This window comes from Ruegeria sp. Ofav3-42, from assembly GCF_022347725.1.
In the GTDB taxonomy this organism is placed as follows: Bacteria; Pseudomonadota; Alphaproteobacteria; order Rhodobacterales; family Rhodobacteraceae; genus Ruegeria.
The window spans coordinates 425,541-452,048 of sequence record NZ_JAKRGB010000002.1 but is presented as its reverse complement, the minus strand read 5'-3'; the positions used below and the strand labels follow the sequence as shown (position 1 = coordinate 452,048).

The 26,508-nt window shown below is 57.4% G+C and carries 31 protein-coding genes; 14 read left to right on the top strand and 17 right to left on the bottom strand.

All coding sequences use genetic code 11. The features are described 5' to 3' along the window. Positions 1-173: 173 nt before the first annotated feature. From MHN28_RS05030 to MHN28_RS05015, 4 genes are all read left to right on the top strand, one after another. Positions 174-461: a DUF2282 domain-containing protein gene (locus MHN28_RS05030; RefSeq protein WP_239336697.1), complete on the top strand. Its 288-nt coding sequence runs from the start codon at positions 174-176 to the stop codon at positions 459-461. A 70-nt stretch (positions 462-531) separates the two neighbouring features. Further along, on the top strand, positions 532-1,389 hold the full coding sequence (locus tag MHN28_RS05025) for a DUF692 family multinuclear iron-containing protein (RefSeq protein WP_239336695.1): 858 nt from the start codon (positions 532-534) through the stop codon (positions 1,387-1,389). Then, positions 1,386-2,147 (top strand): DNA-binding domain-containing protein, encoded by a 762-nt coding sequence (locus MHN28_RS05020; protein ID WP_239336693.1) that lies wholly within the window; start codon positions 1,386-1,388, stop codon positions 2,145-2,147. The genes MHN28_RS05025 and MHN28_RS05020 overlap by 4 nt, the downstream gene beginning before the upstream one ends. Further along, entirely contained in the window at positions 2,144-2,662 is a 519-nt protein-coding gene (locus tag MHN28_RS05015; protein WP_239336690.1) for a DoxX family protein, read from the top strand. The genes MHN28_RS05020 and MHN28_RS05015 overlap by 4 nt, the downstream gene beginning before the upstream one ends. Before the next feature lies 1 nt (position 2,663). Here the strand turns inward: MHN28_RS05015 and MHN28_RS05010 are convergent, their stop codons facing one another. Further along, positions 2,664-3,032, bottom strand: coding sequence for a hypothetical protein (locus MHN28_RS05010; RefSeq protein ID WP_239336688.1), 369 nt, complete (start codon positions 3,030-3,032; stop codon positions 2,664-2,666). Positions 3,033-3,071: 39 nt separating this feature from the next. After that, complete coding sequence (locus MHN28_RS05005; protein WP_239336854.1) at positions 3,072-3,389, bottom strand: ArsC/Spx/MgsR family protein; 318 nt, start codon at positions 3,387-3,389, stop codon at positions 3,072-3,074. A gap of 216 nt (positions 3,390-3,605) precedes the next feature. Between MHN28_RS05005 and MHN28_RS05000 the strand changes: the two genes are divergently transcribed. Further along, a complete protein-coding gene (locus MHN28_RS05000) occupies positions 3,606-3,812 on the top strand; it encodes a cold-shock protein (RefSeq protein WP_138839651.1) in 207 nt (68 codons plus the stop codon). Positions 3,813-3,892: 80 nt separating this feature from the next. Here MHN28_RS05000 and MHN28_RS04995 read toward each other — a convergent pair whose 3' ends face one another. Together MHN28_RS04995 and thyX are read right to left on the bottom strand one after the other, a co-directional pair. Next, positions 3,893-4,204 carry a hypothetical protein gene (locus MHN28_RS04995; protein WP_239336686.1) on the bottom strand — a complete coding sequence of 104 codons (312 nt, stop codon included), beginning with the start codon at positions 4,202-4,204 and terminating at the stop codon, positions 3,893-3,895. Positions 4,205-4,263: 59 nt separating this feature from the next. Continuing rightward, a complete protein-coding gene (gene thyX, locus MHN28_RS04990; protein WP_239336684.1) occupies positions 4,264-5,175 on the bottom strand; it encodes an FAD-dependent thymidylate synthase in 912 nt (303 codons plus the stop codon). A gap of 175 nt (positions 5,176-5,350) precedes the next feature. On the opposite strand from thyX, the gene MHN28_RS04985 reads away from it, so the two are divergent. From MHN28_RS04985 to MHN28_RS04975, 3 genes are read left to right on the top strand one after another with little or no spacing between them, the layout of a single operon-like run. Further along, complete coding sequence (locus MHN28_RS04985) at positions 5,351-5,779, top strand: VOC family protein (RefSeq protein ID WP_239336682.1); 429 nt, start codon at positions 5,351-5,353, stop codon at positions 5,777-5,779. Continuing rightward, on the top strand, positions 5,776-6,480 hold the full coding sequence (locus tag MHN28_RS04980; protein WP_239336680.1) for a DUF1194 domain-containing protein: 705 nt from the start codon (positions 5,776-5,778) through the stop codon (positions 6,478-6,480). The genes MHN28_RS04985 and MHN28_RS04980 overlap by 4 nt, the downstream gene beginning before the upstream one ends. Then, positions 6,477-7,184, top strand: coding sequence for a DUF1194 domain-containing protein (locus MHN28_RS04975; RefSeq protein WP_239336677.1), 708 nt, complete (start codon positions 6,477-6,479; stop codon positions 7,182-7,184). The genes MHN28_RS04980 and MHN28_RS04975 overlap by 4 nt, the downstream gene beginning before the upstream one ends. Before the next feature lie 12 nt (positions 7,185-7,196). Here the strand turns inward: MHN28_RS04975 and MHN28_RS04970 are convergent, their stop codons facing one another. From MHN28_RS04970 to MHN28_RS04960, 3 genes are all read right to left on the bottom strand, one after another. Then, positions 7,197-7,694 carry a MarR family winged helix-turn-helix transcriptional regulator gene (locus tag MHN28_RS04970; protein ID WP_239336674.1) on the bottom strand — a complete coding sequence of 166 codons (498 nt, stop codon included), beginning with the start codon at positions 7,692-7,694 and terminating at the stop codon, positions 7,197-7,199. Between the two features lie 78 nt (positions 7,695-7,772). After that, positions 7,773-8,030 (bottom strand): succinate dehydrogenase assembly factor 2, encoded by a 258-nt coding sequence (locus MHN28_RS04965; RefSeq protein WP_239336670.1) that lies wholly within the window; start codon positions 8,028-8,030, stop codon positions 7,773-7,775. Beyond that, positions 8,027-8,419 (bottom strand): helix-turn-helix domain-containing protein, encoded by a 393-nt coding sequence (locus MHN28_RS04960; RefSeq protein WP_239336668.1) that lies wholly within the window; start codon positions 8,417-8,419, stop codon positions 8,027-8,029. Before MHN28_RS04960 ends, MHN28_RS04965 begins: the two co-directional genes overlap by 4 nt. A 91-nt stretch (positions 8,420-8,510) precedes the next feature. On the opposite strand from MHN28_RS04960, the gene MHN28_RS04955 reads away from it, so the two are divergent. Further along, positions 8,511-9,713 (top strand): pyridoxal phosphate-dependent aminotransferase, encoded by a 1,203-nt coding sequence (locus MHN28_RS04955; RefSeq protein WP_239336666.1) that lies wholly within the window; start codon positions 8,511-8,513, stop codon positions 9,711-9,713. A 12-nt stretch (positions 9,714-9,725) separates the two neighbouring features. Further along, positions 9,726-10,127: a hypothetical protein gene (locus tag MHN28_RS04950; RefSeq protein ID WP_239336664.1), complete on the top strand. Its 402-nt coding sequence runs from the start codon at positions 9,726-9,728 to the stop codon at positions 10,125-10,127. A gap of 11 nt (positions 10,128-10,138) precedes the next feature. Here the strand turns inward: MHN28_RS04950 and MHN28_RS04945 are convergent, their stop codons facing one another. Then, on the bottom strand, positions 10,139-11,503 hold the full coding sequence (locus MHN28_RS04945; RefSeq protein ID WP_239336852.1) for an MATE family efflux transporter: 1,365 nt from the start codon (positions 11,501-11,503) through the stop codon (positions 10,139-10,141). Positions 11,504-11,615: 112 nt separating this feature from the next. Further along, on the bottom strand, positions 11,616-12,539 hold the full coding sequence (gene ppk2, locus MHN28_RS04940; RefSeq protein ID WP_239336661.1) for a polyphosphate kinase 2: 924 nt from the start codon (positions 12,537-12,539) through the stop codon (positions 11,616-11,618). Between the two features lie 126 nt (positions 12,540-12,665). On the opposite strand from ppk2, the gene MHN28_RS04935 reads away from it, so the two are divergent. After that, entirely contained in the window at positions 12,666-13,541 is an 876-nt protein-coding gene (locus tag MHN28_RS04935) for an alpha/beta fold hydrolase (protein WP_239336658.1), read from the top strand. Between the two features lie 5 nt (positions 13,542-13,546). Here MHN28_RS04935 and MHN28_RS04930 read toward each other — a convergent pair whose 3' ends face one another. Further along, positions 13,547-14,155, bottom strand: coding sequence for a carboxymuconolactone decarboxylase family protein (locus MHN28_RS04930; RefSeq protein ID WP_239336650.1), 609 nt, complete (start codon positions 14,153-14,155; stop codon positions 13,547-13,549). A gap of 167 nt (positions 14,156-14,322) precedes the next feature. Here MHN28_RS04930 and MHN28_RS04925 point away from each other — a divergent pair, with 167 nt between their 5' ends. Both MHN28_RS04925 and parE read left to right on the top strand, forming a co-directional pair. Next, positions 14,323-15,189, top strand: a complete 867-nt coding sequence (locus MHN28_RS04925; RefSeq protein WP_239336648.1) for a 5'-methylthioadenosine/S-adenosylhomocysteine nucleosidase — start codon at positions 14,323-14,325, stop codon at positions 15,187-15,189. Between the two features lie 122 nt (positions 15,190-15,311). Next, positions 15,312-17,270 carry a DNA topoisomerase IV subunit B gene (gene parE, locus MHN28_RS04920; protein ID WP_239336624.1) on the top strand — a complete coding sequence of 653 codons (1,959 nt, stop codon included), beginning with the start codon at positions 15,312-15,314 and terminating at the stop codon, positions 17,268-17,270. Between the two features lie 12 nt (positions 17,271-17,282). On the opposite strand, the gene MHN28_RS04915 is transcribed toward parE, so the two are convergent. Beyond that, positions 17,283-18,143, bottom strand: a complete 861-nt coding sequence (locus MHN28_RS04915) for a M15 family metallopeptidase (RefSeq protein WP_239336621.1) — start codon at positions 18,141-18,143, stop codon at positions 17,283-17,285. A 406-nt stretch (positions 18,144-18,549) separates the two neighbouring features. Between MHN28_RS04915 and MHN28_RS04910 the strand changes: the two genes are divergently transcribed. Next, positions 18,550-18,831: a hypothetical protein gene (locus tag MHN28_RS04910; protein ID WP_239336618.1), complete on the top strand. Its 282-nt coding sequence runs from the start codon at positions 18,550-18,552 to the stop codon at positions 18,829-18,831. A gap of 18 nt (positions 18,832-18,849) precedes the next feature. On the opposite strand, the gene MHN28_RS04905 is transcribed toward MHN28_RS04910, so the two are convergent. From MHN28_RS04905 to MHN28_RS04880, 6 genes are all read right to left on the bottom strand, one after another. Further along, positions 18,850-19,620, bottom strand: coding sequence for an alpha/beta hydrolase (locus MHN28_RS04905; protein ID WP_239336615.1), 771 nt, complete (start codon positions 19,618-19,620; stop codon positions 18,850-18,852). A 68-nt stretch (positions 19,621-19,688) separates the two neighbouring features. Then, a complete protein-coding gene (locus MHN28_RS04900; protein ID WP_239336611.1) occupies positions 19,689-20,528 on the bottom strand; it encodes a DMT family transporter in 840 nt (279 codons plus the stop codon). A gap of 74 nt (positions 20,529-20,602) precedes the next feature. Beyond that, a complete protein-coding gene (locus tag MHN28_RS04895) occupies positions 20,603-21,748 on the bottom strand; it encodes an iron-containing alcohol dehydrogenase (RefSeq protein WP_239336609.1) in 1,146 nt (381 codons plus the stop codon). Between the two features lie 68 nt (positions 21,749-21,816). Continuing rightward, positions 21,817-23,199, bottom strand: coding sequence for an aldehyde dehydrogenase family protein (locus MHN28_RS04890; protein WP_239336606.1), 1,383 nt, complete (start codon positions 23,197-23,199; stop codon positions 21,817-21,819). 95 nt (positions 23,200-23,294) lie between these two features. Then, complete coding sequence (locus MHN28_RS04885; RefSeq protein ID WP_239336603.1) at positions 23,295-24,656, bottom strand: glutamine synthetase family protein; 1,362 nt, start codon at positions 24,654-24,656, stop codon at positions 23,295-23,297. Between the two features lie 50 nt (positions 24,657-24,706). Further along, the gene (locus MHN28_RS04880; RefSeq protein WP_239336600.1) at positions 24,707-26,392 is read right to left on the bottom strand and encodes a Na/Pi cotransporter family protein; all 1,686 of its coding nucleotides are present in this window, start codon (positions 26,390-26,392) and stop codon (positions 24,707-24,709) included. Positions 26,393-26,508 lie beyond the last annotated feature (116 nt).

Genomic DNA, 26,508 nt, shown 5'->3' with positions numbered 1-26,508 from the left:
TGAAACAATTTCCATTTTTCATTTCAAAAACAATTTGTTAACCTTCAAGAGGGCATTACGCTCTTTGACGGGGTTGTGAGACACGGGCTCGTGAATTCACCTGCCCCGATTAAGCTACTACCTTTGTCATTGTCACAAGAAGACATACGCAGTCATCAAAAGGGATTACCGAGATGTCGAACACCGCAAAAACCCTGGTTATCGCAAGCGCAGTCGCCGCAGCCGTTTCGGGTGTTGCAACCACTGCCTCCGCCCAAGCCAAAGAGAAATGCTATGGCGTTTCGCTGGCCGGTCAGAACGACTGCGCCGCTGGTCCCGGCACCACCTGCGCGGGCACTTCGACCGTTGATTATCAGGGCAACGCCTGGACACTGGTCGACGCAGGCACCTGCGCCGATATCGAACTGCCGGACAACCGCAAAGGTTCGCTGGAGCCGCTGGAACGCGATCTGCCGGCATAAGGCCAAGCATCTGAGAACCGAAGGGGCGGGCATTATCGCCCGCCTCTTTTCGTGACCGGAGGATTTGCACATGCTGGATAGTTCACTTCGATCGAACAGACTGCCCGCCGCGCCGGGTGTCGGGTATAAACCTCAGCACTTCGAACAGATTCTGGACCACGCCCAACCGGTCGCATGGCTTGAAATTCATGCTGAAAACTACATGGGCGATGGCGGCAGGCCGCTTGCGCAGCTGCGCCATCTTTCTCAGCAGTTTCCGATCTCGGTCCATGGCGTCGGCCTCTCTATCGGTGGAGAGGGCCCTCTGGATTCCGATCATCTTGCACGCCTGAAGCACTTGGTAGAATGGCTGAACCCGGCCAGCTTTTCCGAGCATCTGGCGTGGTCGACCCATGACAGCCATTTTCTGAACGACCTTCTGCCCCTGCCCTACACCGACGACACGCTCGCCCGAGTTTGCGCGCATATCGACGAGGTTCAGGAAACCGTGGGACGGCAGATGCTGCTGGAAAACCCATCCAGCTATCTGGCTTTCGAAGAAAGCACATGGTCCGAGCCCGACTTCCTGCGCGAAATCGCGCGCCGCACAGGCTGCGGTCTGCTGCTGGATGTAAACAACGTTTTTGTGTCAGCCACCAATCTGGACTTCTCGCCACAAGGTTACATCGACGCCTACCCACTTGAAAAAGTCAGAGAAATACACCTTGGCGGCCATGACGAAGACGAGGACGACCACGGTCGCCCCCTTTTGATCGACAGCCATGGTCGCGAAGTGGTCGATCCTGTGTGGACCTTGCTGGACTATGTGCTGGAGCGCTCTGGCCCCAAACCCGTTCTGATCGAGTGGGATACGGATGTACCAGACTGGCCAATTTTGCGGGCTGAAGCGGACCGCGCGCAAGCGGCTCTGGACCGCATTCCGGCATGAGCGTTTCGCAAACAATTTTCCATGATGCGCTGCTGGATCCGTCGGCGGGTGTTCCGGACGGTCTGCTGGATGCTGCAGAACAACCGGCGGGAAGACGGTTCAGCGTGTATCGCAACAACGTCGCAGTTTCGCTGACCGAGGCCATGCATCAGGCCTTTCCTGTTATCACGCGCCTGTTGGGTCCTCAGAACATGGACGGGCTAGCGGGGATTTTCCTGCGTAAGCATCCGCCCTCCTCCCCGCTGATGATGTTCTACGGCGACGAATTTCCCGATTTCCTTGCTGGAATGGATCAGCTCTCGCACATTGGCTATCTACCGGATGTCGCCAGGTTGGAACTGGCATTACGTCGTTCGTACCATGCGGCTGACGGTGAGGCAGCCCCAGCTGATGCTCTTTCCATCCCACCGGAAGAAATCGTTCAGGCGCAACTGGAGTTTGCACCTGCAATGCAGGTTTTGAACTCTGAATGGCCGTTGCTCTCGATCTGGCGCTTCAATTCGGAGGAGGATGCCCCGAAACCCTCCCCCGGAGCCGAGGATGTTCTGATCACCCGGCCCGAGTACGACCCTACACCACAACTGCTGCCAACAGGCGGCGCGGCATGGATCGCGCGTGTGCAAGCCGGACAAACCATTGGCGAAGCGTTTGAAAAAACCTCTGCTGAATTCCCCGAATTTGACCTTGGGGCCACTCTGGCGCTGCTATTGCAAGGCGGCGCAATAACCTCTGTGACTATCGAAAGGCTGGCAACATGACTGCCCTGATCTCATTGCACAACAACACCCTGGGAAGGCTGGAAGTGACCTCTGGCTGGTTGACGCCAACATTGGCGCGCGTAGTTTTTATCGCGGTCCTGCTGTTTTACTTTTGGAATTCGGCAATGACAAAAATCGACGGTTCGATTTTTTCGCCGTCGGCGGGCGCATTTGGTCAGATTTTTCCGAAAGCTGCCGAAGCGGTTTTGTATGACGTCACACAAATGACCTTGTTCCAGCGCATTGTAATTTTCTTCGGCACCATTGCCGAATTCGTCCTGCCTGCGCTGCTGCTGGCAGGTCTGTTCACGCGTCTGGCCGCTGTGGGGATGATCGGCTTCATCTGGGTGCAGACAGCAACCGACGTCACCGGCCATGGCGTAAAGTTGGGCAGTTTGTTCGACAACGCCATCACACTTGTAGATCAGCGCGTAATGTGGACATTCCTGCTGCTGGTGATCGTGATCAATGGCGCGGGTCCGCTCTCGCTCGACAGGATCCTGCGCATCAAGTGATTTAGAAATGTGCCTTGGGCTCGTCCGGTTTACCCGCGGCCAGCCCAAGGATGCCCGCCACTGCGGCAAAAGCCACAGGGAACATTGTGAACACGTTGAAACCAAACGCAAAGTACATCCCGACGGCCGAGATCAGCAGCAATACCCCACCGATCAGAGCCCGAGCATGCGCCATTGCGCCCCCGGCGATCGCCAGCAGAGGCGCTATAATGGACGCCCCCTGGATGAACTGAGCATTGTCTACCTGTTCGGCAAAGCCTTCGATCTCGCCGTAGTAGTCTATGAATTCGATATAGCCATATCCGAAGAAGCCGACGATCATTCCGATCAACCCGGCAATGATGCCCAAAATCATGGATGCGTTGCGCATTTAAACCCTCATTTTCACGTCAGACACATAAGCACCTGATCAGGCAACGCCAAGGCTTGCCTTGGTCTCTGCCGTCCAGCCCAACAGCAACGCACCGTCGTTTTCGATCAGGGGACGTTTCATCAATGTCGGGTGATCCCGAAGCAATTCCAAAGGAGGCCGACTGCGCTGTTCCGCATCCAATCCGCGCCATGTTGTCGACCGGGTGTTGAGCAAAGCTTCGCCGAAGGTGATTAACGCCTGCGTCAGCAAAGATTCAGGCACGCCTTGCGCCCGGACATCTATGAACTCTACTTCTGGGAGTGTTTTCAATGCCTTGCGGCACGTATCGCAGTTTTTCAGGCCGTAAAGACGCATGTTTAGGCTGTTCCTGTATTTGTATGAATTTTTAGCATTTTTGCCCGCTTCACTCGGTAATTCTTGATTTTTTACTTCACCGTGCAATGTTGAAAAAGACGAAACACACAATTCGGGCCGCGTCGTGTGGGCGAAGCGGTGATGCGTTGTGGTCGCGTCAACCACTACCCCCACCAATTTTGTGGGACAACGTGTAAGTAGAAGGAGACACGGGAAATGCCAACTGGCACCGTGAAATGGTTTAATACCACTAAAGGCTACGGGTTTATTGCCCCCGACGAAGGTGGCAAGGACGTTTTTGTTCATATCTCGGCCGTAGAACGATCCGGTCTGACCGGGCTCGCTGACAATCAGAAAGTCTCGTACGAGTTGCAAGACGGACGCGACGGCCGCCAAATGGCATCTGATTTGAAGCCGCTATAATACACCCCGTCATCTGCGGGCACTAAAAGCAGGCCAACGGCCAATTTCCGGCCGTTGTCCATTTCTAAAGGTTGGAAACCTTATCCTCGCGCCGGCTTCTTATCGGCATGAGTGTACCAATCTTGCCCCATCGCCACGATGCAGGACGTTCCGCTGGAATACGTCACCACCATTGTCCAATCGCCCGAGTCGCTGGTCCAGACCTCCATCAGTTGCTCTGGCCCGCGCAGCCCTGTCGCTGCACGTTGCGATCCGAACTGACGTTCAAGCTTGTCATGCATTCTGGAGGTCGGTTCGCAAATCACTTCGGCAATTGGTGATTTGGCTTGTCCCAACTGGGCCGAGATTGCCAGCACCAGACATGCGCCACTGATGTAAGAGACCGGTGTCATGAAGCGAAGGTAACAGCTTCATGACACCGTGTATAGACAAACGATATGCCTAAGGCACATCAACCCTCGCGGATGACCGCCTCGAATTCGCGCCACTCGCGCGCCGTCATGCCAGAGTTTTCCTGTGTCACGGTTTCACCCGCCAGCATCCGACGCAGGCTGTCCACCATCTGGGCCGACAGATTGACCGCGCCCAACCGGTAATCTTCGAACGCTTTGTACGCGAACGGCACCCAATCGGCGACGATCTTGCACATGGTGTCTGCATAGACACGGATTTCGTATTGGGCATGCGGATCGGCTCGCAGGCGCAAGAAGTGGAACAGGTTGTGCAAATCCACCTTCCAGTACCACTGAGTATAGATGTTGGCTGGCAGGTTCATCCGCGCAAGTTCGCGCGCCAACCCCTGCTGACCATCCTGGCTGATCATCGCTTCGTAATTGTCATAGCACCGCGCGCTGTCGGCCTTGAGCATCTCTAGAACGCGCGCCGCCTCTTCGCCTTGCAAGGCGTCGCCGCGACCCTGATTGTTCACCTCAGACTGGGCGGCAACATGATCAGGCGCCGGAATGTAGAACTCGCGATCAAGGATCGAGTACCTCGCTGAATACTCGTTCACATTTGCTGTCCGGTGACGAATCCACTGACGCGCCACAAAGACCGGCAGTTTGACGTGCAGCTTGATCTCGCACATCTCAAACGGGGTCGAGTGCCAGTGACGCATGAGGTAACGGATTAGCCCTTCATCATTCTGAACCGACTTAGTGCCCTTACCGTAAGACACACGCGCCGCCTGACAGATCGCCGCGTCATCCCCCATATAGTCGATCACGCGTACAAAACCGTGGTCCAGCACCTGATGCGCCGTGTACAAATGGTTTTCCATCCCCTCAGCCACAACGCGGCGTGTTGGATGCGATTGCGCCCGTTGCGCTTCGATCTCGGCCAGTTGGTCAGAGGAGAGCGGCATGAAATTTCCTTTCCAGCAATGAGTCGCCCACCACTATATCTCGCCAGTTCGGTTACCGGAACCGCGATATGTGCGCGCAATTGTCCAAAATCCAAATTGTGTCCGAACTGCCCCTCGACACTCAATGCTCGCGCGCTAAGCTGCTGCGCATCACCTGAATAGAAAGGAAGCCACAATGGGGCTGACATATCTTCACACCATGATCCGCGTGAAGGATCTGGAGAAGTCGATGGCGTTTTATGAATTGCTGGGATTGAAGGAAACCCGCCGGTACGACAGCGAATCCGGACGGTTTTCGCTGATATTCATGGCCCCTCCAGGTCAAGAGGACCGACCGATTGAACTGACCCACAACTGGGATGGAGATGATGCCTTGCCCAGCGACAGCCGGCATTTCGGCCATCTCGCCTATGGGGTCGATAACATCTACGAAGTATGCCAGCACTTGCAGGACAATGGGGTGGTCATCAATCGCCCGCCTCGTGACGGTCGTATGGCGTTTGTCCGCTCGCCGGACAATATCTCGGTCGAGTTGCTGCAAAACGGCGAAGCGCTGGAACCGGCTGAGCCCTGGGCCAGCATGGAAAGCACCGGCCACTGGTGATCCGCTGGTTGATAACACTGGGTCTGGCCGTTACGGCCAGCCCTATTCGGGCCGAGGCCTGCCGTCTTGCTCTGGCCTTGGCCATGGATATCTCAACTTCAGTCGATGAGACCGAGGATATGCTGCAACGGCAAGGGCTGGCAGCCGCATTGGTCGCGCCTGAGGTGGTCGAGGCCTTTTTCTCCTCTCCCATGACGGTTGCGTTGGCCGTGTATGAATGGAGTGGCCGCACGACACAGCGTGTCATTCTTGATTGGACGATGATCACGTCAGAGGCTGACTTGTTGGTGGCGGCATCCACCGTGCAACAATCCGTTCGCTCGGACAGCGGCTCGGCCACAGCGATGGGTCATGCTTTGGCATTCGGTGCAACTTTGATGCAGCAGGCACCACCTTGCCTGTTTCAAACCATCGATTTGTCCGGGGATGGCTCCAACAATGACGGATATGGGCCGGACTCAGCGTACCGGCACTTTCCGTTTGAAAACACGGTAGTCAATGGGCTGGTCATCAATGCTGCAGACTTTGAAGGCGAACTTTTCCTTATCCCGTTCTTCGAAAACAATGTGCTGCATGGCCCGGGTGCTTTTCTTGAAGTCGCGCAAGGGTTCGAAGATTTCGAACGCGCTATGCGTCGCAAACTGGAACGCGAATTGTCGGGGCTTCAGATCGGCGCGTTACGGGACACTGCGCGCCAATGATCCGTGTTTTGTCATTCCTTCTCATCATCTTGGCCAATTCCGCCGCTTCGGAGTGCAGACAGGCGCTGGCATTGGGGCTGGATGTTTCCGGCTCTGTCGACAGTCGGGAATACCGGTTACAGGTGGATGGGCTTGCCACCGCATTGCAACGACCTGAGGTCGTCCGGCTGATCCTGTCCGACATTGGCGCGCCAGTTCAGTTGGCTATCTTTGAATGGAGCGAGCCCCACCATCAACGCATGTTGTTGCACTGGACTGAAATCCGCACCACGCAAGATCTGGCGCGGATTAGCACCCTTTTGAACAACGTGAAACGCAGCAGCGCCCCTCGGGGCACTGCGGTCGGCTCTGCCATGCTTTTTGGAGCCGAGTTGCTATCGCAAAAACAGGGATGCTGGAAACGGACGCTGGACCTGTCCGGGGATGGCAAGCACAATCTTGGCCCCCATCCGCGCGAAGCAAAACGCATGCTGCAGACGTCCGGCATCACGATAAACGGGCTGGTGATCGGGGCCGACGACCCCACTCATGGAGACAAGCGATACGTTCAGGTGGGCGAACTGTCGGCCTACTACAACGCCTGGGTTATTCTCGGGCCCGGGGCGTTTGTCGAAGTCGCCCTGGGCTTTGAAGCCTACGAGGATGCCATGACCCGAAAACTGGTCCGCGAACTGAAAGGGTTGACTCTTTCGGACGCCCAATAGGCCCGTCGCTGATCAGTAGATGTAACGGATCTGGTCGGTCCAGTAACGTTCGACCCACCGCAGTGATGTTGTGATGTCGTCGATACCTTCCAACCCCAAAACACCGCGGTTTTGCAAACCTTCGGCGTGGCGCGAAAACAGTTCGGAAACAATGTCGCGTATTTCGCGCCCGCGAGGCGTCAGCCGAACCCGGACCGAGCGGCGGTCGATTTCGCATCTCTGGTGATGCATATAACCCATTTCCACCAGCTTTTTCAGGTTGTAGCTCACGTTGCTGCCCTGATAGTAGCCGCGGCTTTTCAGTTCACCGGCGGTGACTTCGTGGTCGCCGATATTGAACAAAAGCAAGGCTTGAACGGCGTTGATTTCCAATACGCCGACACGCTCGAACTCATCCTTGATGACGTCCAAAAGCAGACGGTGCAACCGCTCAACCAAGGCAAGTGCCTCAAGATAGCTGGTCATGAACCCCTTGGTTCCCGGCGCGGAGACCTGCATTTCCATACTCATCCGACCCTCCGATTCAGTCGCGCTGTTTCAGGCAGAATGAATCGAATTCCCGAAAAATCGGTTAAGCAGGTTTTTCTTTTATTTTTGAAAGGTCTGCGCAATGTCGGATATCAGATCGGCGTAACCTTCAGGTGGCAGAACCTGCCCCGTCACCCATTGGTACAAATCCTGATCGTTTTCGTGCAGCAGCGCGTCATAGGTATCCAAACCAGACGGATCCATCGCCGTCAGGTTCCGTTCGGCATAGGCAGACAGGATCAGGTCCATTTCCTTGATCCCGCGGCGCATGGACCGCAATTTCAGACGCTTGATGCGAATGTCACGAGGTTCGGTCACCGGGCTTGCTCCACCATCAGTCGCAGCCTTTTCTCCAGCTTCGCGGCGCGTTCGGCGCTGGCGCGCATCTCACCCCGGATTGAGCGTAGCTCGGCCACGATATCCGCCAGTTCGGGTGTACCCTCGTCAGCCTCGACCGGGGCATCCATGCCTTCGCCTTCGCCGGTCAGCAGCCACATGATCGACACGTTGACCATGCCCGCCATCATCGACAGGCGGTTCGCGCGCGGTTCGGACAGGTCATTTTCCCAGGCTGCGATTGTTGCCTTTTTGACGCCAAGACGGCGGGCCATCTGCGTCTGCGTCATGCCGGCGGCCTCACGTGCGCCTGCCAGCCTGTCCCCGAATGTCGCTGAGTCCGGTCCATACCAGTCGTTCTCGTCGTTCATCGGGTTCTCCAATTCCTAAATTCATATCGCTTGATCGTCATTCGAGCGCACCCTATGACAGTCAGGCTGAACATACAAATCGAGGCCGCCCATGAGTTTCCTTTCTGCGACACTGTCACGCGTGAAGCCATCGCCCACCATCGCAATGACAGCGAAAGCGGCCGAGCTGAAGGCAGCCGGTCGCGATGTCATCGGGCTGAGCGCGGGAGAGCCGGATTTTGACACGCCGCAGAACATCAAGGACGCGGCCGTTGCGGCCATTGCCGCTGGCAAGACGAAATACACTGCGCCGGACGGCATCCCCGAACTCAAACAGGCTGCGTGCGCCAAAATGAAACGTGACCATGGGCTCGATTACACATCGGCTCAGATCTCGGTCGGCACCGGTGGCAAGCAGACACTGTACAACGCTCTGATGGCAACGATGAACGAGGGGGATGAGGTGATCATCCCCGCCCCTTATTGGGTCAGCTACCCGGACATGGTTTTGTTGGCTGGCGGCACCCCGGTCGTTGTCGAAACGGCGCTGGACAACAGCTTCAAATTGACTTCCGAACAGCTTGAGGCCGCGATCACCCCGAAAACCAAGTGGTTCATCTTCAATTCACCGTCGAACCCGACCGGTGCTGGATACAGCCGGGCGGAACTGAAGGCGCTGACCGACGTTCTGATGCGCCATCCGAACGTTTGGATCATGTCCGACGATATGTATGAGCACCTGGCCTATGATGGGTTCGAGTTCTGCACCCCGGCCGAGGTTGAGCCCGCCCTCTATGACCGGACGCTGACCTGCAACGGCGTCTCCAAGGCTTATGCCATGACGGGCTGGCGCATTGGCTATGCCGCCGGTCCGGTCGAAGTCATTGCTGCGATGCGCAAAATTCAGTCGCAGTCGACCTCGAATCCCTGCTCGGTCAGCCAGTGGGCGGCAGTCGAAGCGCTGAACGGAACCCAAGCCTTTCTGGCCCCGAACAATGAGACGTTCAAACGGCGCCGCGATCTGGTTGTCCGGATGCTGAGTGAGATCGACGGTATCACCTGTCCGACCCCAGAGGGTGCGTTTTACGTCTATCCCTCCATTGCAGGGTTGATCGGCAAGACCACGCCAGGGGGCACCATCATCGACTCGGACGAAGCCTTTGCCACTGCGCTGCTCGAAGAGGCAGACGTGGCCGTCGTGTTCGGCGCGGCCTTTGGACTTTCGCCAAACTTCCGCGTCAGCTACGCGACCTCGGATGAGGCATTGACCGAAGCCTGCACCCGCATCCAACGCTTTTGCGCTTCTCTGCGCTGACCGGAGAACCCGATGACCACAGAGCTGCCCGAATACTATTTCCGCGTTCGCGAAAACGGCGCAGCAGTATTCAAGATCGACACCGAGAACCGCCAGCGCCGGATCGAGATGGATCAGATAGCGGTCATCAACATTCGCAATGGCGAGGTGAAACCTCAGGGTCAGCGCACGTTGTCCGAGGCCGATAAGGCCGAAATCGCGCGCTGGATGGAGGAACGCAAAGCGCTTTTAGCCCAGCGCGATATCGACGACATTCACCGCGCAGTCGATTACCTGAACCTGACCACGCAATGGGCGCAATCCAAGGCAACGGATGAGCAGCTTGAGGATGTGACCGACAGATTGCTGCTGGCGATGCACGATCTGCGTACCGTTCTGGTACGCAAAAAGGCAGACCGGTTCGGCAAAGACTAACCCGCCGCAGTTTATTCGGCGGGTACCCCAACCGCACGTACTGAACGCATCCAGAAGCGTGCCATAAGCATTACGGCAGCGCATGCCAGGCCCAGAACGAGGCCAAGCCAGACGCCGATTCCGTCCATACCTTGCACGAAGCCGAAATAGTACGAGGACGTGATCCCCACGCCCCAATAGCTGAGCGCAGCCATGACCATAGGAATTTTCGCGTCCTGCAAGCCGCGCAACAGTCCCAGCGCGATCACCTGAGCGCCGTCCACCAGTTGGAACAAAGCCGCCATAGCCAACAGGCCGGTACCGATAGCCAGAATTTCCGAACGCTGCGGATCGTCTGGCTCCATGAACAACGAAATCAACGGTTCAGCGCAGGTCAGGAAAAGGGTGACTGTCAGGACCGAGATCGCCAGCGACATCCCCGTCACCGCGATCGCGCCCCTTTCAAGATGCGGCCGATCCTTGCGGCCCAGCGCGTTCCCGGCGCGGATCGTGGCCGCGTTCGACAGCCCCAGATGAACCATGAATGTTGCGGATGCCAGGTTCAGCGCAATCCCGTGTGCGGCCAACGGTACTTGCCCCAGCCAGCCCATCATAATCGCAGACATCGCGAACAGGCTGACCTCGGACAGCGTTGTCAGGCCAATCGGCACGCCAAGGCGCAAAACACTCAGAAACATCTCCCAGTCGGGGCGCCAAAACCGTTGGAACAGGCTGTGCTCGGGCAACACGCGAACCGCATAGAAAACCACAAAGACCAAAGACACGATCTGAGTGACGACCGAGGCGATAGCGGCCCCCATCACGCCCAGTTCAGGTGCGCCCCAGTTGCCGAAGATCAGCGCATAGTTGGTGACAGCATTGACCATTGCGGCCGCGACGGTGATCCACAAAACAATCTGTGTCCGCTCCAACGCGGCCAAATAGGATTTCAGGACCATGACCAAAAGCGCAGGAAACAGCCCCCACCCCGCGACGCGGAGGTATTGGGACGCGGTTTCAGCAACCTGCGGGTCCTGTTTCAGCGCGATGAGAATGGGGTAAGACCACCACAGCATCGGCATCATCACCGCTGCGTAGATTAACGACAACCATAGCCCCATGCGGGTCGAACGGCGAATACTCGTTTCGTCCTCTTCGGCCGCAGCGGTTGCCACCATGGGCATGACGGCCAGTCCGAAGCCGGCTCCAAAGAGGAACAGCACAAAGAAATAGCTGCTGGCCAGCGTCACAGCAGCCAGTGCTTCGACGCCGTACCAGCCCAGCATGACGGTATCCGTCAACCCGATTGCGAATTGGGCCAGATGCCCGCCGATCAGCGGCAGGCCCAGCACGGCAATGGCCTTGAAGTGGCCACCATATGTCATCACCTTGTTCATCGCATCAGCCATATGCCCGGCCAGAGGCCGGGACAAGAGGCGAACGACGAAATTTCACACTGATACTAGCGCCCCGGTTCAGAAACCCGACCCGACGCCCAGCGGACAGATGTCACACCGTTTCCGGATGCAGTGAATTGCCCAGAATGTGCTCGGACCGTTGGATCACGTGATGCGCCTGTCCGACGATCAGTGGATCGGGGTTACCGATCACGTCATGGTTCTTGTCCGGATAGTCCAACGTGGACAGGAAGTGGCGCATGCAGTTCAGGCGGGCGCGCTTCTTGTCGTTCGACTTCACGATGGTCCATGGGGCGTCGGCTGTGTCGGTATAGAAGAACATCGCCTCTTTGGCCTCGGTATAGTCATCCCACTTATCCAGGCTGGCCTTGTCGATAGGCGACAGCTTCCACTGCTTCAGGGGATCGGTCTCGCGGCTTTTGAAGCGTCGTTGCTGTTCGGCTTGGGTGACCGAGAACCAGTATTTGTACAGCTGGATGCCCGAGCGCACCAGCATCCGCTCCAGCTCGGGCGTTTGACGCATGAACTCGAGGTATTCGTTGGGCGAGCAGAACCCCATTACCCGTTCAACCCCGGCGCGGTTGTACCAGGACCGGTCATAGAACACCATTTCGCCGACAGTGGGCAGTTCCTGAACGTAACGCTGATAATACCACTGGCCCTTCTCTTCCCAGGTCGGCTTGTTAAGCGCGACGACACGCGCTTGCCGGGGGTTCAGGTGCTCCATGAACCGTTTGATCGTGCCGCCCTTGCCCGCTGCGTCGCGACCTTCGAACAGCAAGACAAACCGCTGGCCGGTGTCTTGCGCCCAAAGCTGTACCTTCAGCAGCTCGGCCTGAAGCTGCGCCTTCTCCATCTCATATGTTTTGCGCGCCATCTTGCGGCCGTAAGGATACCTGCCGCTTTCAAAGGCCTGACGGATCTTCTCGGGGCTGGGTTCGGCCGGCTTTGTTTTGGGCGTCACCGCAACACTTACAAGCGGTTGCTCATTTTTGATCTGCGTCGCTGTTTCCATTCAGGCTCTCCTTGTTTCACTGTCCGAAGGGACGTCTAACAAACGTTGGAAAATCGCGCCTTGATTGGTATCAAACTGCCACACCTTTTCCGGCGCATCTTGCGTGGTCAACACAGGTTTCAGGTTATGGATTTCAGGTTTATCGAGCTTAATGGTCAAAGTTTTTTCCTGCGCAACTGGGGAGATGCCGCGCACCCTCCGCTGCTGATGTTGCACGGATTTCCGGAATACGGTGGGGCCTGGCGGGACCTGGCCCCTCATCTGTCCTCCGACTTCTTTTGCATCGCCCCGGATCAACGCGGGTACGGGCAAAGCTGGGCTCCTGACGGCGTCAGCCACTACGCCTTATCGCAACTGGTCTCGGACATGGCGGCGCTGATCGAAGGGCTGGGTCATCCGGTCTGCGTGTTGGGCCACGACTGGGGTGCGTCGGTGGCCTATGGGCTGGCCATGTTCCGTCCAGATCTGGTGAGCCGGTTGATCATCGCGAACGGTGTTCATCCAGTGCCGTTCCAAAGGGCGATGGCCGCAGGGGGTGCGCAGTCCGAGGCGTCCCAATACATCAATGCCCTGCGTGCACCGGACGCCGCAGAACGTCTGTCAGCGGACAATTTCGCCAAGCTCGAACAGTTCTTTCGCTTTGGCATGGGCACTGACTGGTTGTCGGACACGCAAATGCAGGAATATCGCACCGAATGGGCGCGGCCCGGTCGGCTGGAGGCCATGTTGAACTGGTATCGCGCGTCCCCGCTGGTGGTGGCCAAACCCGGTGTGCCGCGCACAGATTTACCAGACTTGCCGAAGGAGCGGTTGATCGTTCGCTGCCCCCACCTGCTGTTGTGGGGGCGCGAAGACAAGGCGTTGTTGCCAGAGGCGACCGAAGGGCTGGAAGAGTTTGCACCACAGCTTTCGCGCATCGACATTCCGAACGCGGATCATTGGCTGCATCACCAACGACCCGAAGCGGTGGCAACGGCGATCATCGAGTGGATAGCACGCTGACCTTCCTACCTGTGGCCCCAGTCCGAAGGATCTTCCGAATTGTTCGGCGACAGGCCCAGAATGTCCCCGTCCGTGGAACATCCCAGCCCCAGAACGGTTCGGTTCGCATATGAAAAATAGGCGCAGACCTGATTGATCTCGAGTATCTCGCCATCGTCCCAACCGGCCTCACGCAGGGCAAGAACGTCATTTTCGGTCATATCTGCAGGTGCCTCGGTCAACTTGCGCGCATAACGCATCGCCGCGATCTGGGCTGCATCCAGCGGAGCCAATTCCGGCGAGTTGGCCTCGATAGCTGCGCGAATGGCTTTGCTTCGGTCCGGGTCGCCCAACAGCCGTTGCAGCCCGCTGTAATGATGCTCGACGCAATAGCCGCATCTGTTCAACGCGCTGACCCAGACACCCAAAACCTCGAGGAACCATTTGGGGATCGTGTTGGCAGTATGGTGCAGAACGTTCTTGTACAGCGCCATGTGGCCTTCCATCGAATGTGGCCGCAGTGAATGGACCATCATGATGTTGTCGACGTTATTGCCGGGCCCAGTCACCCGTTCATAAAGCTTCCTAAGCTTGCCTGTCGCCTGCTCGAACGGAACCGTCTTTATCCAACTCATGAAACCTCCTGCCATTTTCGCGATAAGTCCCGGCACCTTAATCATACGTTTAACAATCCGCGAGACAGAACCGCCAGAGATGTCGCGTGAACTTGCAACACACTTGTCGGCACACACTACCGGTGCCAAATTTGTTTCAGAAATCACCGCCGGAGCGAAGGAATATCATGACCCAGCCCACGTCCCCGAGTTCCCCTATCGACGCGACGCCCAGAGTAGCCCTCATTTCAGCCTTCGAGCCCGAGATCGAAATCCTGCGCAGCAGAATCCAAGGCGCAGAGATTGTTAAGCGCGCAAAAACCGACTTTGTGCTTGGGACGTTGGCCGGGCAACCGGTGGTCGTGTTTTCGTCGGGGGTGTCTATGGTGAATGCTGCCATGACAACCCAGCTTGCCCTCGATCACTTTGCAATCAAGGGGATTGTCGTGTCCGGTGTTGCAGGTGGCGCCGATCCTGACCTGTCCATCGGAGATATCGCTGTTCCGGTTCAATGGGGACAGTACATGGAAATGGCATTCGCGCGCGAAACCGACACCGGCTACGACCTGCCGCCCTTTCTGTCATCAGACTTCGCGAATTTCGGAATGATGCACACCATAAACCTGGGGGTGTTCGAAGAGCTCGCCGGTCATGGAACCAGCAGGTTCTGGTTTCCCGCCGACGAAACCTACCTGGCCGCAGCGAAAGCAGCCGCCAGCAAACTGGAACTTTCTTCGACCGCGGCGGATGGTCGACAACTCACAGGCGTCCCGCAAATCTACGTCGGCGGCGGCGGTGTTTCAGGGACAGCTTTTGTCGACAACGCGAAATTTCGTGAATGGGCGCATACCACCTTCAATGCCCGAGTGATGGACATGGAAACGGCGGCTATAGCGCAGGTTGCGGACGTGAACAGCGTGCCATTCCTGGCGTTTCGAGCCCTGTCTGACCTGGCTGGTGCTGAATCCGGCGCAAATCAGTTCGAAATCTTCATGAACCTGGCCGGAGGGAACCTTGCGGACATGGTCGTAGCATTCCTGAAAGAGCTTGATTGAACACCCAAATTTTCGGCCTCCCCTTCGATCACCCCATTTACCCACAACACCTCGCGCCCCTCTTTCCCCCGGACACATCACCTGCCATAATGGGACCAAACCGAAAAACAAGAGCAGCACCCATGCCCGACGATCTGTTGACACCCAGCGCCACCGCTACATATGACGCCTCTTCCATTGAGGTGCTTGAGGGTCTGGAACCGGTCCGCAAACGCCCCGGTATGTATATCGGCGGCACCGATGAGCGCGCTTTGCACCATATGGTCGCCGAAATCCTCGACAACTCGATGGACGAAGCGGTCGCTGGCCACGCCAACCGGATCGAGGTGGAACTGCACTCAGACTACGCCCTGACCGTGCGCGACAACGGGCGCGGCATTCCGATCGATCCGCACCCAAAGTTCCCCGACAAATCAGCGCTTGAAGTGATCCTGTGCACTTTGCACGCGGGTGGTAAGTTCTCGGGCAAAGCGTACCAGACCTCGGGCGGTCTGCACGGCGTGGGTGCGTCCGTGGTGAACGCCCTGTCAGATTCGATGGTCGTGCAGGTGGCCCGCGAAAAGCAGCTGTTCGAACAGCGATTTTCACGCGGTATTCCTCTGGGCCCCGTGGAAAAGGTTGGCGCAGCGCCCAACCGGCGCGGCACCACCGTCACCTTCCACGCAGACGAAGAAATCTTTGGCCATCACCGGTTCAAACCCGCGCGACTGTTCAAATCCATCCGCTCCAAAGCCTATCTGTTCTCGGGCGTCGAAATCCGTTGGAAATCCGCCATCGATGACGGCGAGACCCCAACCGAGGCCAGCTTTCACTTCCCCGGCGGCCTGTCGGACTACCTGAAGGAGACGATGAACGGCTCCTCAACCTATGCCGAGCAACCCTTTGCCGGCACCGTGGACTTCAACGAAAAGTTTGGCACCCCCGGCAAGGTCGAATGGGCGATCAACTGGACGCCTTCGCGCGACGGATTCATCCAATCCTACTGTAACACCGTCCCCACGCCTGAAGGTGGGACCCATGTGGCCGGGTTCTGGGCCGCAGTCCTCAAGGGGATCAAGGCCTATGGGGAACTGATCAACAACAAGAAGGCCGGTCAGATTACGCGTGATGACCTGATCACCGGTGGCTGCGCGCTGGTGTCGTGCTTCATCAGCGAGCCGGAATTCGTGGGCCAGACCAAGGATCGCCTTGCTACGGTCGAGGCTCAGCGACTGGTGGAAAATTCGGTCCGCGACCATTTCGATAACTGGCTGGCCGCGGACACGAAATCCGCCGGCGCCATTCTGGACTTCCTCATCCTGCGGGCTGAGGAGCGTCTGCGCCGACGGGCCGAGAAGGAAACACAACGCAAGTCCGCCACTAAGAAACTTCGTCTCCCCGGCAAGCTGGTGGACTGTTCTAGTTCAACACGCGACGGCACGGAATTATTCATCGTTGAGGGCGATTCTGCGGGTGGGTCCGCCAAAATGGGCCGTGACCGCAAGACACAGGCTCTGCTGCCCCTGCGCGGCAAGATCCTGAACGTGCTGGGCGCAGCCAGTTCCAAGCTGGGCACCAATGCCGAGATCAACGACCTGACGCAGGCGCTGGGTGTGGGCCTTGGCACCAAGTTCAACGTCGACGACCTGCGCTATGACAAGATCATCATCATGACCGACGCGGATGTGGACGGGGCGCATATCGCCTCGCTGCTGATGACGTTCTTCTTCACCCAGATGCGCCCGATGATTGACGCGGGCCACCTGTACCTCGCCTGCCCGCCTTTGTACCGCCTGACGCAAGGGGCGAAACGCGTCTATTGCCTTGACGAAGCCGAACGCGACGAGTGGCTTGAGAAGGGTCTGGGCGGAAAAGGCAAGATCGACGTCTCGCGCTTCAAAGGTCTGGGCGAAATGGACGCCAAGGACCTGAAAGAGACTACGATGGACCCCAATTCCCGAAAATTGATCCGGGTCACCATCGACGAGGACGAACCCGGTGAGACCGGCGATCTGGTCGAGCGCCTGATGGGCAAGAAACCCGAACTGCGGTTCCAGTACATTCAGGAGAACGCGCGGTTCGTGGAGGAGTTGGATGTTTGAGAGCTTCTAAAACTATAACTTTGTTAATTCAAAGTGCATGCCATCCTTTGTTCCATTGTAGTGCCCCCCCCAGTAGAACCCAATATTGTTTGCTGAATCGACAAGCTCACGTATAGACCCTTTTCGTCCACAACGCGCAGGGGTTTCACCTATCCAATTCCACGTTGTACTAATATCTATCGCCGACCCGAAAGAATGGTTGCTTAGCTCATCTACGTCCCTGCTTCTACGCTTCGAGTGTCCGCTGGTTCCGCTAGGCGCTTGATTTCTTTTGTACCTCGGAACAAAGCATCCTGCGTAGTTAAGTACCAAATGCAACAGGCTTTCTTCCTCCCATTTATCAAGTAGCGCGGTCAATGCAGATGCAGCAAATCTGTGACAACGAATATACCCCCTATACCCGTCGACAAACTGAAACCTATCATCAGACAAGTTAATTATGTACTCGTCTTCCCAGTCATTAACGCTATCAGAGCAGTTTCCTTTGATTACGATTGATTCTTTGTCAGGGCGCATGTTCAATGGCCTCTGAATAAACTCAAAACAATCAAAGAGTTTATTTCTCCATTTATTGGATGGAGATTTCAAGCTACTTGGCTTGGGTGGCCAGCTCAAACTTTCTCTTTCTTTGTAATAGTCCTTATTCAAAACTCGATAGCCGTATCCTTCTGCAGCCGAAATTGTCTTCTTGTCTGCTTTACCGTTGGGTTTTAAACCGATAGAAACCTGAAACATTTTTGTCCCTAGTTCAGTATTACCCCCAAAAGAAGCGTCTATGGGACCGACCTGCGAAAAACCTTGTTTTCTCAGAAAATACTGCCAGCGTTGAACTTCAGCCGGGACATTTTTTCCACTTCTGGAAAGTACAAACATAACTTTCTCCTACAAAATTCCAAAAAATATGGCCGAATTTAACACAAAAACCGGGAATTTATTAACTAAATTAGCCGAATTCGCTCAGTCAGTACTAATTGAGCTCTGGAATGACGGCGTATGCATCCTTCCAATTATACTAACAATCATCCCGAGATTTGCGCCTGCATGGTACAGGCAGGATGCATCCACACAAGGGACTGATCAGGCGCTTTCTTAATACTTTTCAGCAAGCATAAGACGGATAGCTCGGGGCGCCCCCACAAGCGCCCCCAAACACCCCCCTTGCCTAACCCGTTGATCCCGTTCACACTTGCGCTCAATCCGTCATCCAAGACCGACGCTCAAAGTTCCGAGCGTCCAAGACCCAATTTGAACGAACATAAATTTCGAACGGGAGGACGACATGAAATCAATAACCCTCGGGCTGGCTTTTGCCTTGCTGGCCAGCCAGGCGAGCGCGCAGCAGTCACTGATCGGCGCATCGCCTATTCCGGTCGGGGCAGAGTTACGGTTCTGCTACTACAACGGCTTGGCGTATTCGGTGGACGCCTTTGTTGTGCTCCATGGCGACAACACCGTGACCGAAACGTCCAGCACGCGCGAAGAACATCTGTTGCGTTGTATCAAAGGCGGCGATGGCGTCATGAAGTGGAAACCGGAGAGCGGTATTCATGTCAATCGCTGAACTGAGTGGATGGGCGAATTAGCCCAACTTCTCGTCCAGCCAGTCCGCGATCTGTCCAGCGGGTTGTTCCCAGCCCGGCTCCATGAACAGGAAATGCGCGTGGTCTTTGACCGGCATGAAGGTCGCGCGGTCTCCGTACAGCTTGGCCAAGGCACGGCAGGTATCGGGGTTTACCGCACGATCCTCGGTCCCTGAGACGATCAAGACCGGGCAGTCGACTTTGTCGATATCCACTTTCATCGCGTGGTGGTCGTCGAACATCCAAAAGAACATCTCGAACATCACACGCCCGCTTTCTGCGCCCAGTTGGTCGAAGACCTCATGCTGCTGCGCCTCGGGCATTTTGTTCAGCGCGAAGGGGGTCATCAGGTCGAACTCGACCCGCATGGGCTGTTTCCAGAAGGCCCCACTCTCCATCAGCGCGCGCGGGATGGCGCGTTCGTCATCGGTTTCGGGCAGCGTCCCCCACGGCGCGTTGGGGTTGATCAGGACAATGGCGCTGGCCAGCCCGCGTGAGGCCACCTGCTGCGCCACAACGCCTGCAATGGCGTGGCCCAGCAGCACAGGTTTGCTGCCCAAACCCTGCACAAAAGCCGCGATGTCATCCGCGTAATCCAGGACGCTGGTGTCGGTCAGCCCCGGATCGGGCTCGGCCTTGGGATCTCCGCCATGATAGCGCAGCGCGGGGGTGTGAACCGTCCAGCCGCGCGCGCGGAAGAAGTCGGCGTAGTCTTGCATGCACCACGGACCGGCAAAGGCCCCATGGATCAGAACAATCTCTTTGGTCATCAAAACGCTCCCTCGTCACTCGCACCCACTATGCGAGACGAAGGCCGCAAGCGGCAAGGCCGTCCGGATCAGACAGCCATGCCGATCAGTGCGACACCAAACGCCATCAGAACAGCAGCCCCCAGCCGACGCATCCAGTTGCCTTCCTTCAGGAAAACGAACCCGATCAGTGCGGCGAAAATGACCGAAGTCTCGCGCAGCGCCGAAACCGCGCCCAGCGGGGCGAAGTTTTTGGCATAAAGCACAAGGCCATAGGCTGTCATCGACACCAGCCCGCCCAAAATGCCGATCATCCACGTCTTGGCGGGAAGGCTGGCCAGGGTGTCGCGCTTTTTGATGCCGACGAACCCGGCGATGAACAGGTGCAGGAATGCGCCCCAGGCCCAGTAGCTGAGCGTGTTGCCGGACAGCCGCACGCCTATACCGTCCACGACCGAATAAACCGATATGCAAAAGCCAGTGCCCACCGCAAACCCCAGGGCCCAGCGCCCGACGCCGGACCGCAAGGCCTTCCAACTGCTGAGCTGGATACCGAGCGCGATCAGCGCGATCCCACCCCAAGCCTGCAAAGGCAGCACCTCGCCCACCAGCAACATCGCCCATAGCGAGACCAGCGCGGGCACGATACCACGCGCTATCGGGTAAACGACGCTCAGGTCTCCATGCTGATAGGCTTTGCCCAGCATGTAGTAGTATCCGAAATGAACGACGGTTGAGATCAGGATGTACGGAAAGCTCTCGGCACTGGGCAGCGGCAATAGCAAGATCATCGCTGTCGCGGGGATGACATGACCCAGCGCGACCAGCCCCAGTGTCGTGGTCCGATCGACTGCGGTTTTGACAATCGCGTTCCACACTGCGTGCAACAGCGCGGCCGTCAAAATGATGGCTATGACAAACGGGGTCACGTCCCAACCTTTCGCACAGAGAAAACCAGCCCGAGAAACGGGCCGGTTACGTTACTTGCACAGCGGTGAACCGATCACAACGCGGCTTTGAACAAGTCGGTCAGATTATCCTCAGTGAGCTTGATCGGGTTGCCGCCGCAGGACGGGTCAATGATCGCCCCCTGCACCAGTTCCGGGATCGCATCCTCGGTCACGCCGAGTTCGGACAGTTTGACCGGGATCCCCAGCGAGTCATTGAATGACTGCACAAAAGCACGGACCCCGTCGAAACCACCGTCTATGCCCAGATAGGCAGCCGCCGACTGGAAACGGTCTGCAATGGCCGGGGCATTGAACTCCAGAACCGCAGGCATACAGACGGCATTCGTTGTACCGTGATGCGTGTTGAACACAGCACCAACCGGGTGGCTCATTGCGTGGATTGCACCCAGCCCTTTCTGGAAGGCGGTTGCACCCATCGCAGCGGCGCTCATCATCTGAGCGCGGGCTTCGATATCACTACCATCCGCGTAGGCGCGCGGCAGATATTCCTTAACCAGCCGCATGCCTTCCAGCGCAATGCCCTGGCTCATCGGGTGGTAGTGCGGGCTGGAGAACGCCTCGACGCAGTGTGCGAAGGCATCCAGCCCGGTACCGGCGGTGATGAACTTGGGCATGCCGACGGTCAGCTCGGGGTCACAGATCACCACCGATGGCAGAACCTTGGGGTGAAAGATGATCTTCTTGGCGTGCGTCTCGGAATTGGTGATGACGCTGGCGCGGCCAACCTCGGAACCCGTTCCCGCGGTCGTAGGCACCGCGATGATCGGCGCAATGGCGTCTGCATTTGCGCGGGTCCACCAGTCGCCGATATCCTCAAAATCCCAGACGGGACGCGTCTGCCCCGCCATGAAGGCGACCATCTTGCCCAAATCCAGCCCCGAGCCACCGCCAAAGGCGATCACCCCGTCATGGCCACCCGCGCGGTAGGCTTCCACGCCGGCTTCCAGGTTCTTTTCATTCGGGTTCGGGTCCACATCGCTGAACAGTCCACGGCCCAGACCGGCGGCCTCCATTATGTCCAACGTCTGCGTTGTGATCGGCAGGTCGGCCAACCCTTTGTCAGTGACCAGCAGAGGCTTTTTCATGCCCGCAGCCGCGCAGGCTTCGGGCAGTTCCTTGATGCGCCCTGCCCCGAATTTGATCGCGGTCGGGTACGACCAGTTTCCAACGAGTGACATGTCAGGTTTTCCTTTGTGATTTGAGGCCTGCTCTGGCGAGGGGGGCTGTCCAGAGCAGGCCGGTGCCCTTAGCCTGTAACCTTTTTCAGGTGGTAGGATTTGGGACGTGTCAGGTTGTGATAGCCGATGACGGACAAACCGCCGCCGCGCCCAGTGTTCTTGCAGCCTGCCCAGCAGAGGCCGGGGTCCAGATAGTCCGCGCGGTTCATGAACACGGTGCCGGTCTCGATGGCGTCGCCCACACGTGCCGCGCGGTCCAAATCGCGGGTCCACAGGCTAGCGGTCAGGCCGAACTCACTATCATTCATCAGAGCGATGGCTTCTTCATCTGACGACACTTTCATGATGCCAACCACCGGTCCAAAGCTCTCATCCCGCATCACGCGCATGTCATGAGAGACGTTGGTCAGAATCTGCGGCGTCAGGTAAGCGCCACCATCATCCTCAGGGAAGGTGTCGATATGGGCTACTGCCCCGGCTTCGACAGCCTCGGCAATCTGCGCGCGCACCTCATCGGCAAACCGGACATTGGCCATCGGACCAATTGTCGTCTCAGTGTCCAGCGGATTGCCCAGCTTGTAACCCTTTACGACCTCAACCGCCTTGGCAACGAAATCATCGTATAGGCTTTCATGGACGTAAATCCGCTCGATCCCGCAACAGCACTGACCCGAGTTGAACATTGCCCCGTCGATCAGAGTATCAACGGCTGCATCCAGATCAGCGTCATCCATGACATAACCGGGATCTTTACCTCCCAGCTCGGTGCCAACACCGGTAAACGTACCCGCCGCCGCACGCTCCATCGCCTGACCGCCACCGACCGAGCCGGTGAAATTCACGAAATCAAACGCATTTCCCGCGATCAGGTCATTGGTCACGTCATGGCTCAGGAACACATTCTGGAACACATCCTCGGGCACACCCGCCGAATGAAACGCCTGCGCCATACGCTCACCCACCAGCAGCGTCTGTGTGGCATGTTTCAGGATCACAGTGTTCCCCGCGATCAATGCCGGGGCCACTGTGTTGATCGCCGTCATGTAAGGGTAGTTCCATGGCGCCACCACAAAAACCACGCCGTGCGGGATGCGCTTAATGTAACGCTTAAAAGTCTCATCCTCACCGACCGCGATTTCGGCCAGAGACGCCTCGGCAATTTCTGCCATATGGCTGGCGCGCTCGTTAAAGCCGCCAAACTCTCCGCCGTAACGCACCGGGCGGCCCATCATGTGCGCCAGCTCGGGCACGATCTCATCATTCATCGCGCCAACGGCCGCCACGCCCGCCATCACAAGATCGATCCGCTCCTGCAGAGGACGCGCAGCCCATTCGGCCTGTGCGGCCCTTGCGCGAGCTGCGGCTTCAAACGCAGCCCCACGCGACAGCACCTCACGTTCCGCATAAACCGATCCGTCGATCGGCGAGACACATTGCAACATCTGCCCCATATTCACTCCATTTCCGAAAGAAACAGGATCCCCTGCTTCATCTGGCCCAAAATACCTCGGGGGTCTGGGGGCAGAGCCCCCAGCCTAACCCGGTCTCACGCACGCTCGAATCCGCGCGCAACTTCCCAATCGGTCACCACACGCTCGAACTCTTCGATCTCGACCTCAGCCGCGCGAGTGTAGTGATCAACAACCTCATCACCCATGGCTGCACGCAACATGGCCGATCCATGCAACGCATCCCGCGCGGCGCGCAGGTTGCCCGGGATCATGCCAGTTTCGCCCTGATACACGTCGCCCGTAGTCGGCGGCTGCAGCTCCAAACTTTCTTCTATGCCTGCTATCCCGGCCGCCAGCATTCCGGCCATCGCCAGATAGGGGTTCATGTCCGAGCCCGGTATCCGGCATTCAACCCGAACCGCCTTGGTCCCATCCCCGCACAGACGGAAACCGGCAGTGCGGTTGTCGACCGACCAGATGATCCGCGTGGGCGCAAAGGTTCCCTTCATGAACCGTTTGTAGCTGTTGATGTAGGGCGCCATGAAATAGGTGTAATCGCCTGCGTATTTCAGCAGACCTGCCATGTAGCTTTTCATCAGCGCGGACATGCCCAGTTCATCCGCCGCATCATAGAAGGCAGGCTTGCCATCGGCCCAAAGCGACTGGTGCACGTGGCTCGAACTGCCGACCTTGTCGTGATGCCATTTCGGCAGAAACGTCGCCGCATGACCGTGCTGCCACGCGATCTCTTTCACCGCGTTTTTGGCGATCGAGTGATACTCGGCCGTGTCCATGGCAGGCGCGTATTTGATGTTCAGCTCTTCCTGCCCGGTCTCGGCCTCACCCTTTGAGTTCTCAACCGGTATCCCCGCATTCCACAGATGGTTGCGGATCGGGCGCATCACATGCTCTTCCTTGGTGGTTTGGAGGATGTGATAGTCTTCGTTATAGCCCGAGATCGGCTCCAGATTCCGGAAGCCTTCCTTACGAATCTGGTCAAAGCTCTTTTCGAACAGGAAGAACTCCAGTTCGGTGGCACACATCGCGTCATAACCCATGGCCTTGAGACGATTGACCTGTTTTTTCAGGATCGAGCGCGGCGCGTGCGGCACCTCCTCATGCGTGTGATGATCCAGCACATCGCACATCACCATCGCCGTGCCCTCCAGCCAGGGCACCGGGCGCAGGGTGCTGAGGTCGGGCTTCATGACATAGTCGCCATAACCGCGCTCCCAACTGGTCGCGGAGTAACCGTCCGGTGTGGCCATCTCAAGATCCGTGGCCAGCAGATAGTTGCAGCAATGCGTCTCTTCCCACGCGCCTGCCACGAAGTGTCCGGCGTGGAAACGTTTGCCCATCAGGCGGCCCTGCATGTCCACCATACAGACCAGAACCGTGTCGACCTCGCCTGCTTCGAATTTGGCTTTCAGATCGGCCAAAATCGCATCATTGCCCATCTTTAGTATCCTTTGTCACTCAGAGAGACCTCGATTTCGATTGTCTGCCATCAGTCATCGGCAGCTTCCTTGTCCATTTCCATAACCAGGCGCGTCTCCAGAACCTGACCGCTTTTGTAGAGGATCGGATAGGCGATGGCGGCGATGTGCCCGTGCAGATCGCGCATGGACCGCAGGGTTTCCAAATGCAGGTCGCTGGACTGAAAACTCTCGGTCTGTCCGCGCTCCAGCCGTTTCAGGTGCGCCTTGCGGCTATCGCGCGACATCCGTTTGACCTCGGCCTTGTCCAGCACCAGCCGACGGGCACAATCCATGTCGTCAACCAAAAGCACATGCCGCGCCAAAGAGAAGCTTTCCAGAATTGCCGAATGCAGATCCGTCAGCTCTTTCCAACCTTGCGCCGAAAACTCGGTACGCTCCGTGTGCTTGATCTGCGCCGTACGTGTCATCCGGTTTGAGACGACATCGCCCGCTGCCTCAAGTCGGATGGCGTATTCCACCAGTCCCCGCGCGGTTTTTATCTGCGCTTTGCTCATGTTCTGCCGGGGCATACGCGCGACAAAGCGGCGGATTTCGGTCAATTGCGTATTGACCCGCTCGTCCTGCTGCCAAAGCGCTGAAATCGCGTCACTGTCATCCTGCTCGTAGATATCCAGCACTGGGCGGAACATACGTTCGACCTGCGTGATCATCTGCAACAGCTCGTGGCGCACGGACGACATGGCAACGCTGGCCCTCGAACCGCCGGGATCCCCCAGCGGCGTAAGCGCATCAGAGAACTGATCCAACGCATTCTTCTCGACTTTGGGTTCTGCCAGCAGAAGGGCCATAGGCTGTTCCAACTGGTTCACAAATCCCGTCGCTACCAGGAAAACTGCAAGATTAAACCCGATATGCGCGAAGATCAGCGACTGCGCTGCGCTTGTCACCAATAGCGCGTCGTGCAAACCGGCGACGTTGACGACAATCAGCATCACCAGGGCTGCGGTGCCCCGCAGAAGCAAGTTGGCCAGCGGAATACGTCGGGCTGTGACGGTCATATCTCGCGTCAGCCAGATCGGGATAAAGGCCGAACCGAGGTTTGCCCCCAAAACCAGAGACAATCCCGCGGCGAACGGGATCGCGCCGATCTGAACCAGGGCAACGCACATCAGGATCGTCGCAACCGAGCTGTGCATGACAAAAGCCAGTACCGCACCGACGATAAAGGCGCTGAAATAGTCGGCTTCAAGATATCCTGCAATCGCAGGCAGAAACGCGCTTTCACGGATCGGCTCAACCGCTTCGCGCAGGAATTGGAGCGAGATCAGAATGAAGGCGACGCCCAGAACGATCCGTCCCATAAGCCGAACATTCGACCTTTCGGATTTGAGGTACAGCCAACCGCCCAACGCCAACAATGCGGGCTGAAGCCAGCCCAGATCGTAGGACAGAACCTGAATGACGAGTGCGGCGCCCAGATCGGCGCCCAGCACACCCGCCAGAGCCATCCCAAACGTCACCATCCCCGCTGCGGCGAAGCCGGTCAGCAAGACCGTCACAGCAGCTGAACTTTGCAGGATCGTGGCCAGGACCATCCCCGCCCCGCCCGCGACGAAGCTGTTGGAGTGGCGCGTCAGGATCGACTGGAACAGAGCACCAAAGCGCCGTTCAATACCGGTACGCACCAAACGCACGGCAAACAGCAGCAACATGGTTGCCGCAAAAATCTCAATCAAAAAGCTCGCGATAGCCATATCTTCACACCTCTATCAACCGATGCGCCCATGTGTGCATCCGGCTTATTCGTTCTATTTCTGGAACAGATGTGAACATAAATGATGTTGCTTCCTGATGTCTAATCCCGACGCAA

Coding starts and splice junctions, on each gene's coding strand:
- MHN28_RS04895 (WP_239336609.1), bottom strand. CDS start 21,748: ATGTCACTCGTTGGAAACTGGTCGTACCCGACCGCGATCAAATTCGGG.
- MHN28_RS04995 (WP_239336686.1), bottom strand. CDS start 4,204: ATGACACCGGTCTCTTACATCAGTGGCGCATGTCTGGTGCTGGCAATC.
- MHN28_RS04935 (WP_239336658.1), top strand. CDS start 12,666: ATGGATTTCAGGTTTATCGAGCTTAATGGTCAAAGTTTTTTCCTGCGC.
- MHN28_RS04975 (WP_239336677.1), top strand. CDS start 6,477: ATGATCCGTGTTTTGTCATTCCTTCTCATCATCTTGGCCAATTCCGCC.
- MHN28_RS04970 (WP_239336674.1), bottom strand. CDS start 7,694: ATGAGTATGGAAATGCAGGTCTCCGCGCCGGGAACCAAGGGGTTCATG.
- MHN28_RS04985 (WP_239336682.1), top strand. CDS start 5,351: ATGGGGCTGACATATCTTCACACCATGATCCGCGTGAAGGATCTGGAG.
- parE (WP_239336624.1), top strand. CDS start 15,312: ATGCCCGACGATCTGTTGACACCCAGCGCCACCGCTACATATGACGCC.
- MHN28_RS05015 (WP_239336690.1), top strand. CDS start 2,144: ATGACTGCCCTGATCTCATTGCACAACAACACCCTGGGAAGGCTGGAA.
- MHN28_RS04960 (WP_239336668.1), bottom strand. CDS start 8,419: ATGAACGACGAGAACGACTGGTATGGACCGGACTCAGCGACATTCGGG.
- MHN28_RS04955 (WP_239336666.1), top strand. CDS start 8,511: ATGAGTTTCCTTTCTGCGACACTGTCACGCGTGAAGCCATCGCCCACC.
- MHN28_RS05005 (WP_239336854.1), bottom strand. CDS start 3,389: ATGCGTCTTTACGGCCTGAAAAACTGCGATACGTGCCGCAAGGCATTG.
- thyX (WP_239336684.1), bottom strand. CDS start 5,175: ATGCCGCTCTCCTCTGACCAACTGGCCGAGATCGAAGCGCAACGGGCG.
- MHN28_RS04905 (WP_239336615.1), bottom strand. CDS start 19,620: ATGACCAAAGAGATTGTTCTGATCCATGGGGCCTTTGCCGGTCCGTGG.
- MHN28_RS04945 (WP_239336852.1), bottom strand. CDS start 11,503: ATGAACAAGGTGATGACATATGGTGGCCACTTCAAGGCCATTGCCGTG.
- MHN28_RS05020 (WP_239336693.1), top strand. CDS start 1,386: ATGAGCGTTTCGCAAACAATTTTCCATGATGCGCTGCTGGATCCGTCG.
- MHN28_RS05025 (WP_239336695.1), top strand. CDS start 532: ATGCTGGATAGTTCACTTCGATCGAACAGACTGCCCGCCGCGCCGGGT.
- MHN28_RS05000 (WP_138839651.1), top strand. CDS start 3,606: ATGCCAACTGGCACCGTGAAATGGTTTAATACCACTAAAGGCTACGGG.
- ppk2 (WP_239336661.1), bottom strand. CDS start 12,539: ATGGAAACAGCGACGCAGATCAAAAATGAGCAACCGCTTGTAAGTGTT.
- MHN28_RS04880 (WP_239336600.1), bottom strand. CDS start 26,392: ATGGCTATCGCGAGCTTTTTGATTGAGATTTTTGCGGCAACCATGTTG.
- MHN28_RS04910 (WP_239336618.1), top strand. CDS start 18,550: ATGAAATCAATAACCCTCGGGCTGGCTTTTGCCTTGCTGGCCAGCCAG.
- MHN28_RS04925 (WP_239336648.1), top strand. CDS start 14,323: ATGACCCAGCCCACGTCCCCGAGTTCCCCTATCGACGCGACGCCCAGA.
- MHN28_RS04885 (WP_239336603.1), bottom strand. CDS start 24,656: ATGGGCAATGATGCGATTTTGGCCGATCTGAAAGCCAAATTCGAAGCA.
- MHN28_RS05010 (WP_239336688.1), bottom strand. CDS start 3,032: ATGCGCAACGCATCCATGATTTTGGGCATCATTGCCGGGTTGATCGGA.
- MHN28_RS04915 (WP_239336621.1), bottom strand. CDS start 18,143: ATGTTTGTACTTTCCAGAAGTGGAAAAAATGTCCCGGCTGAAGTTCAA.
- MHN28_RS04890 (WP_239336606.1), bottom strand. CDS start 23,199: ATGGGGCAGATGTTGCAATGTGTCTCGCCGATCGACGGATCGGTTTAT.
- MHN28_RS05030 (WP_239336697.1), top strand. CDS start 174: ATGTCGAACACCGCAAAAACCCTGGTTATCGCAAGCGCAGTCGCCGCA.
- MHN28_RS04950 (WP_239336664.1), top strand. CDS start 9,726: ATGACCACAGAGCTGCCCGAATACTATTTCCGCGTTCGCGAAAACGGC.
- MHN28_RS04930 (WP_239336650.1), bottom strand. CDS start 14,155: ATGAGTTGGATAAAGACGGTTCCGTTCGAGCAGGCGACAGGCAAGCTT.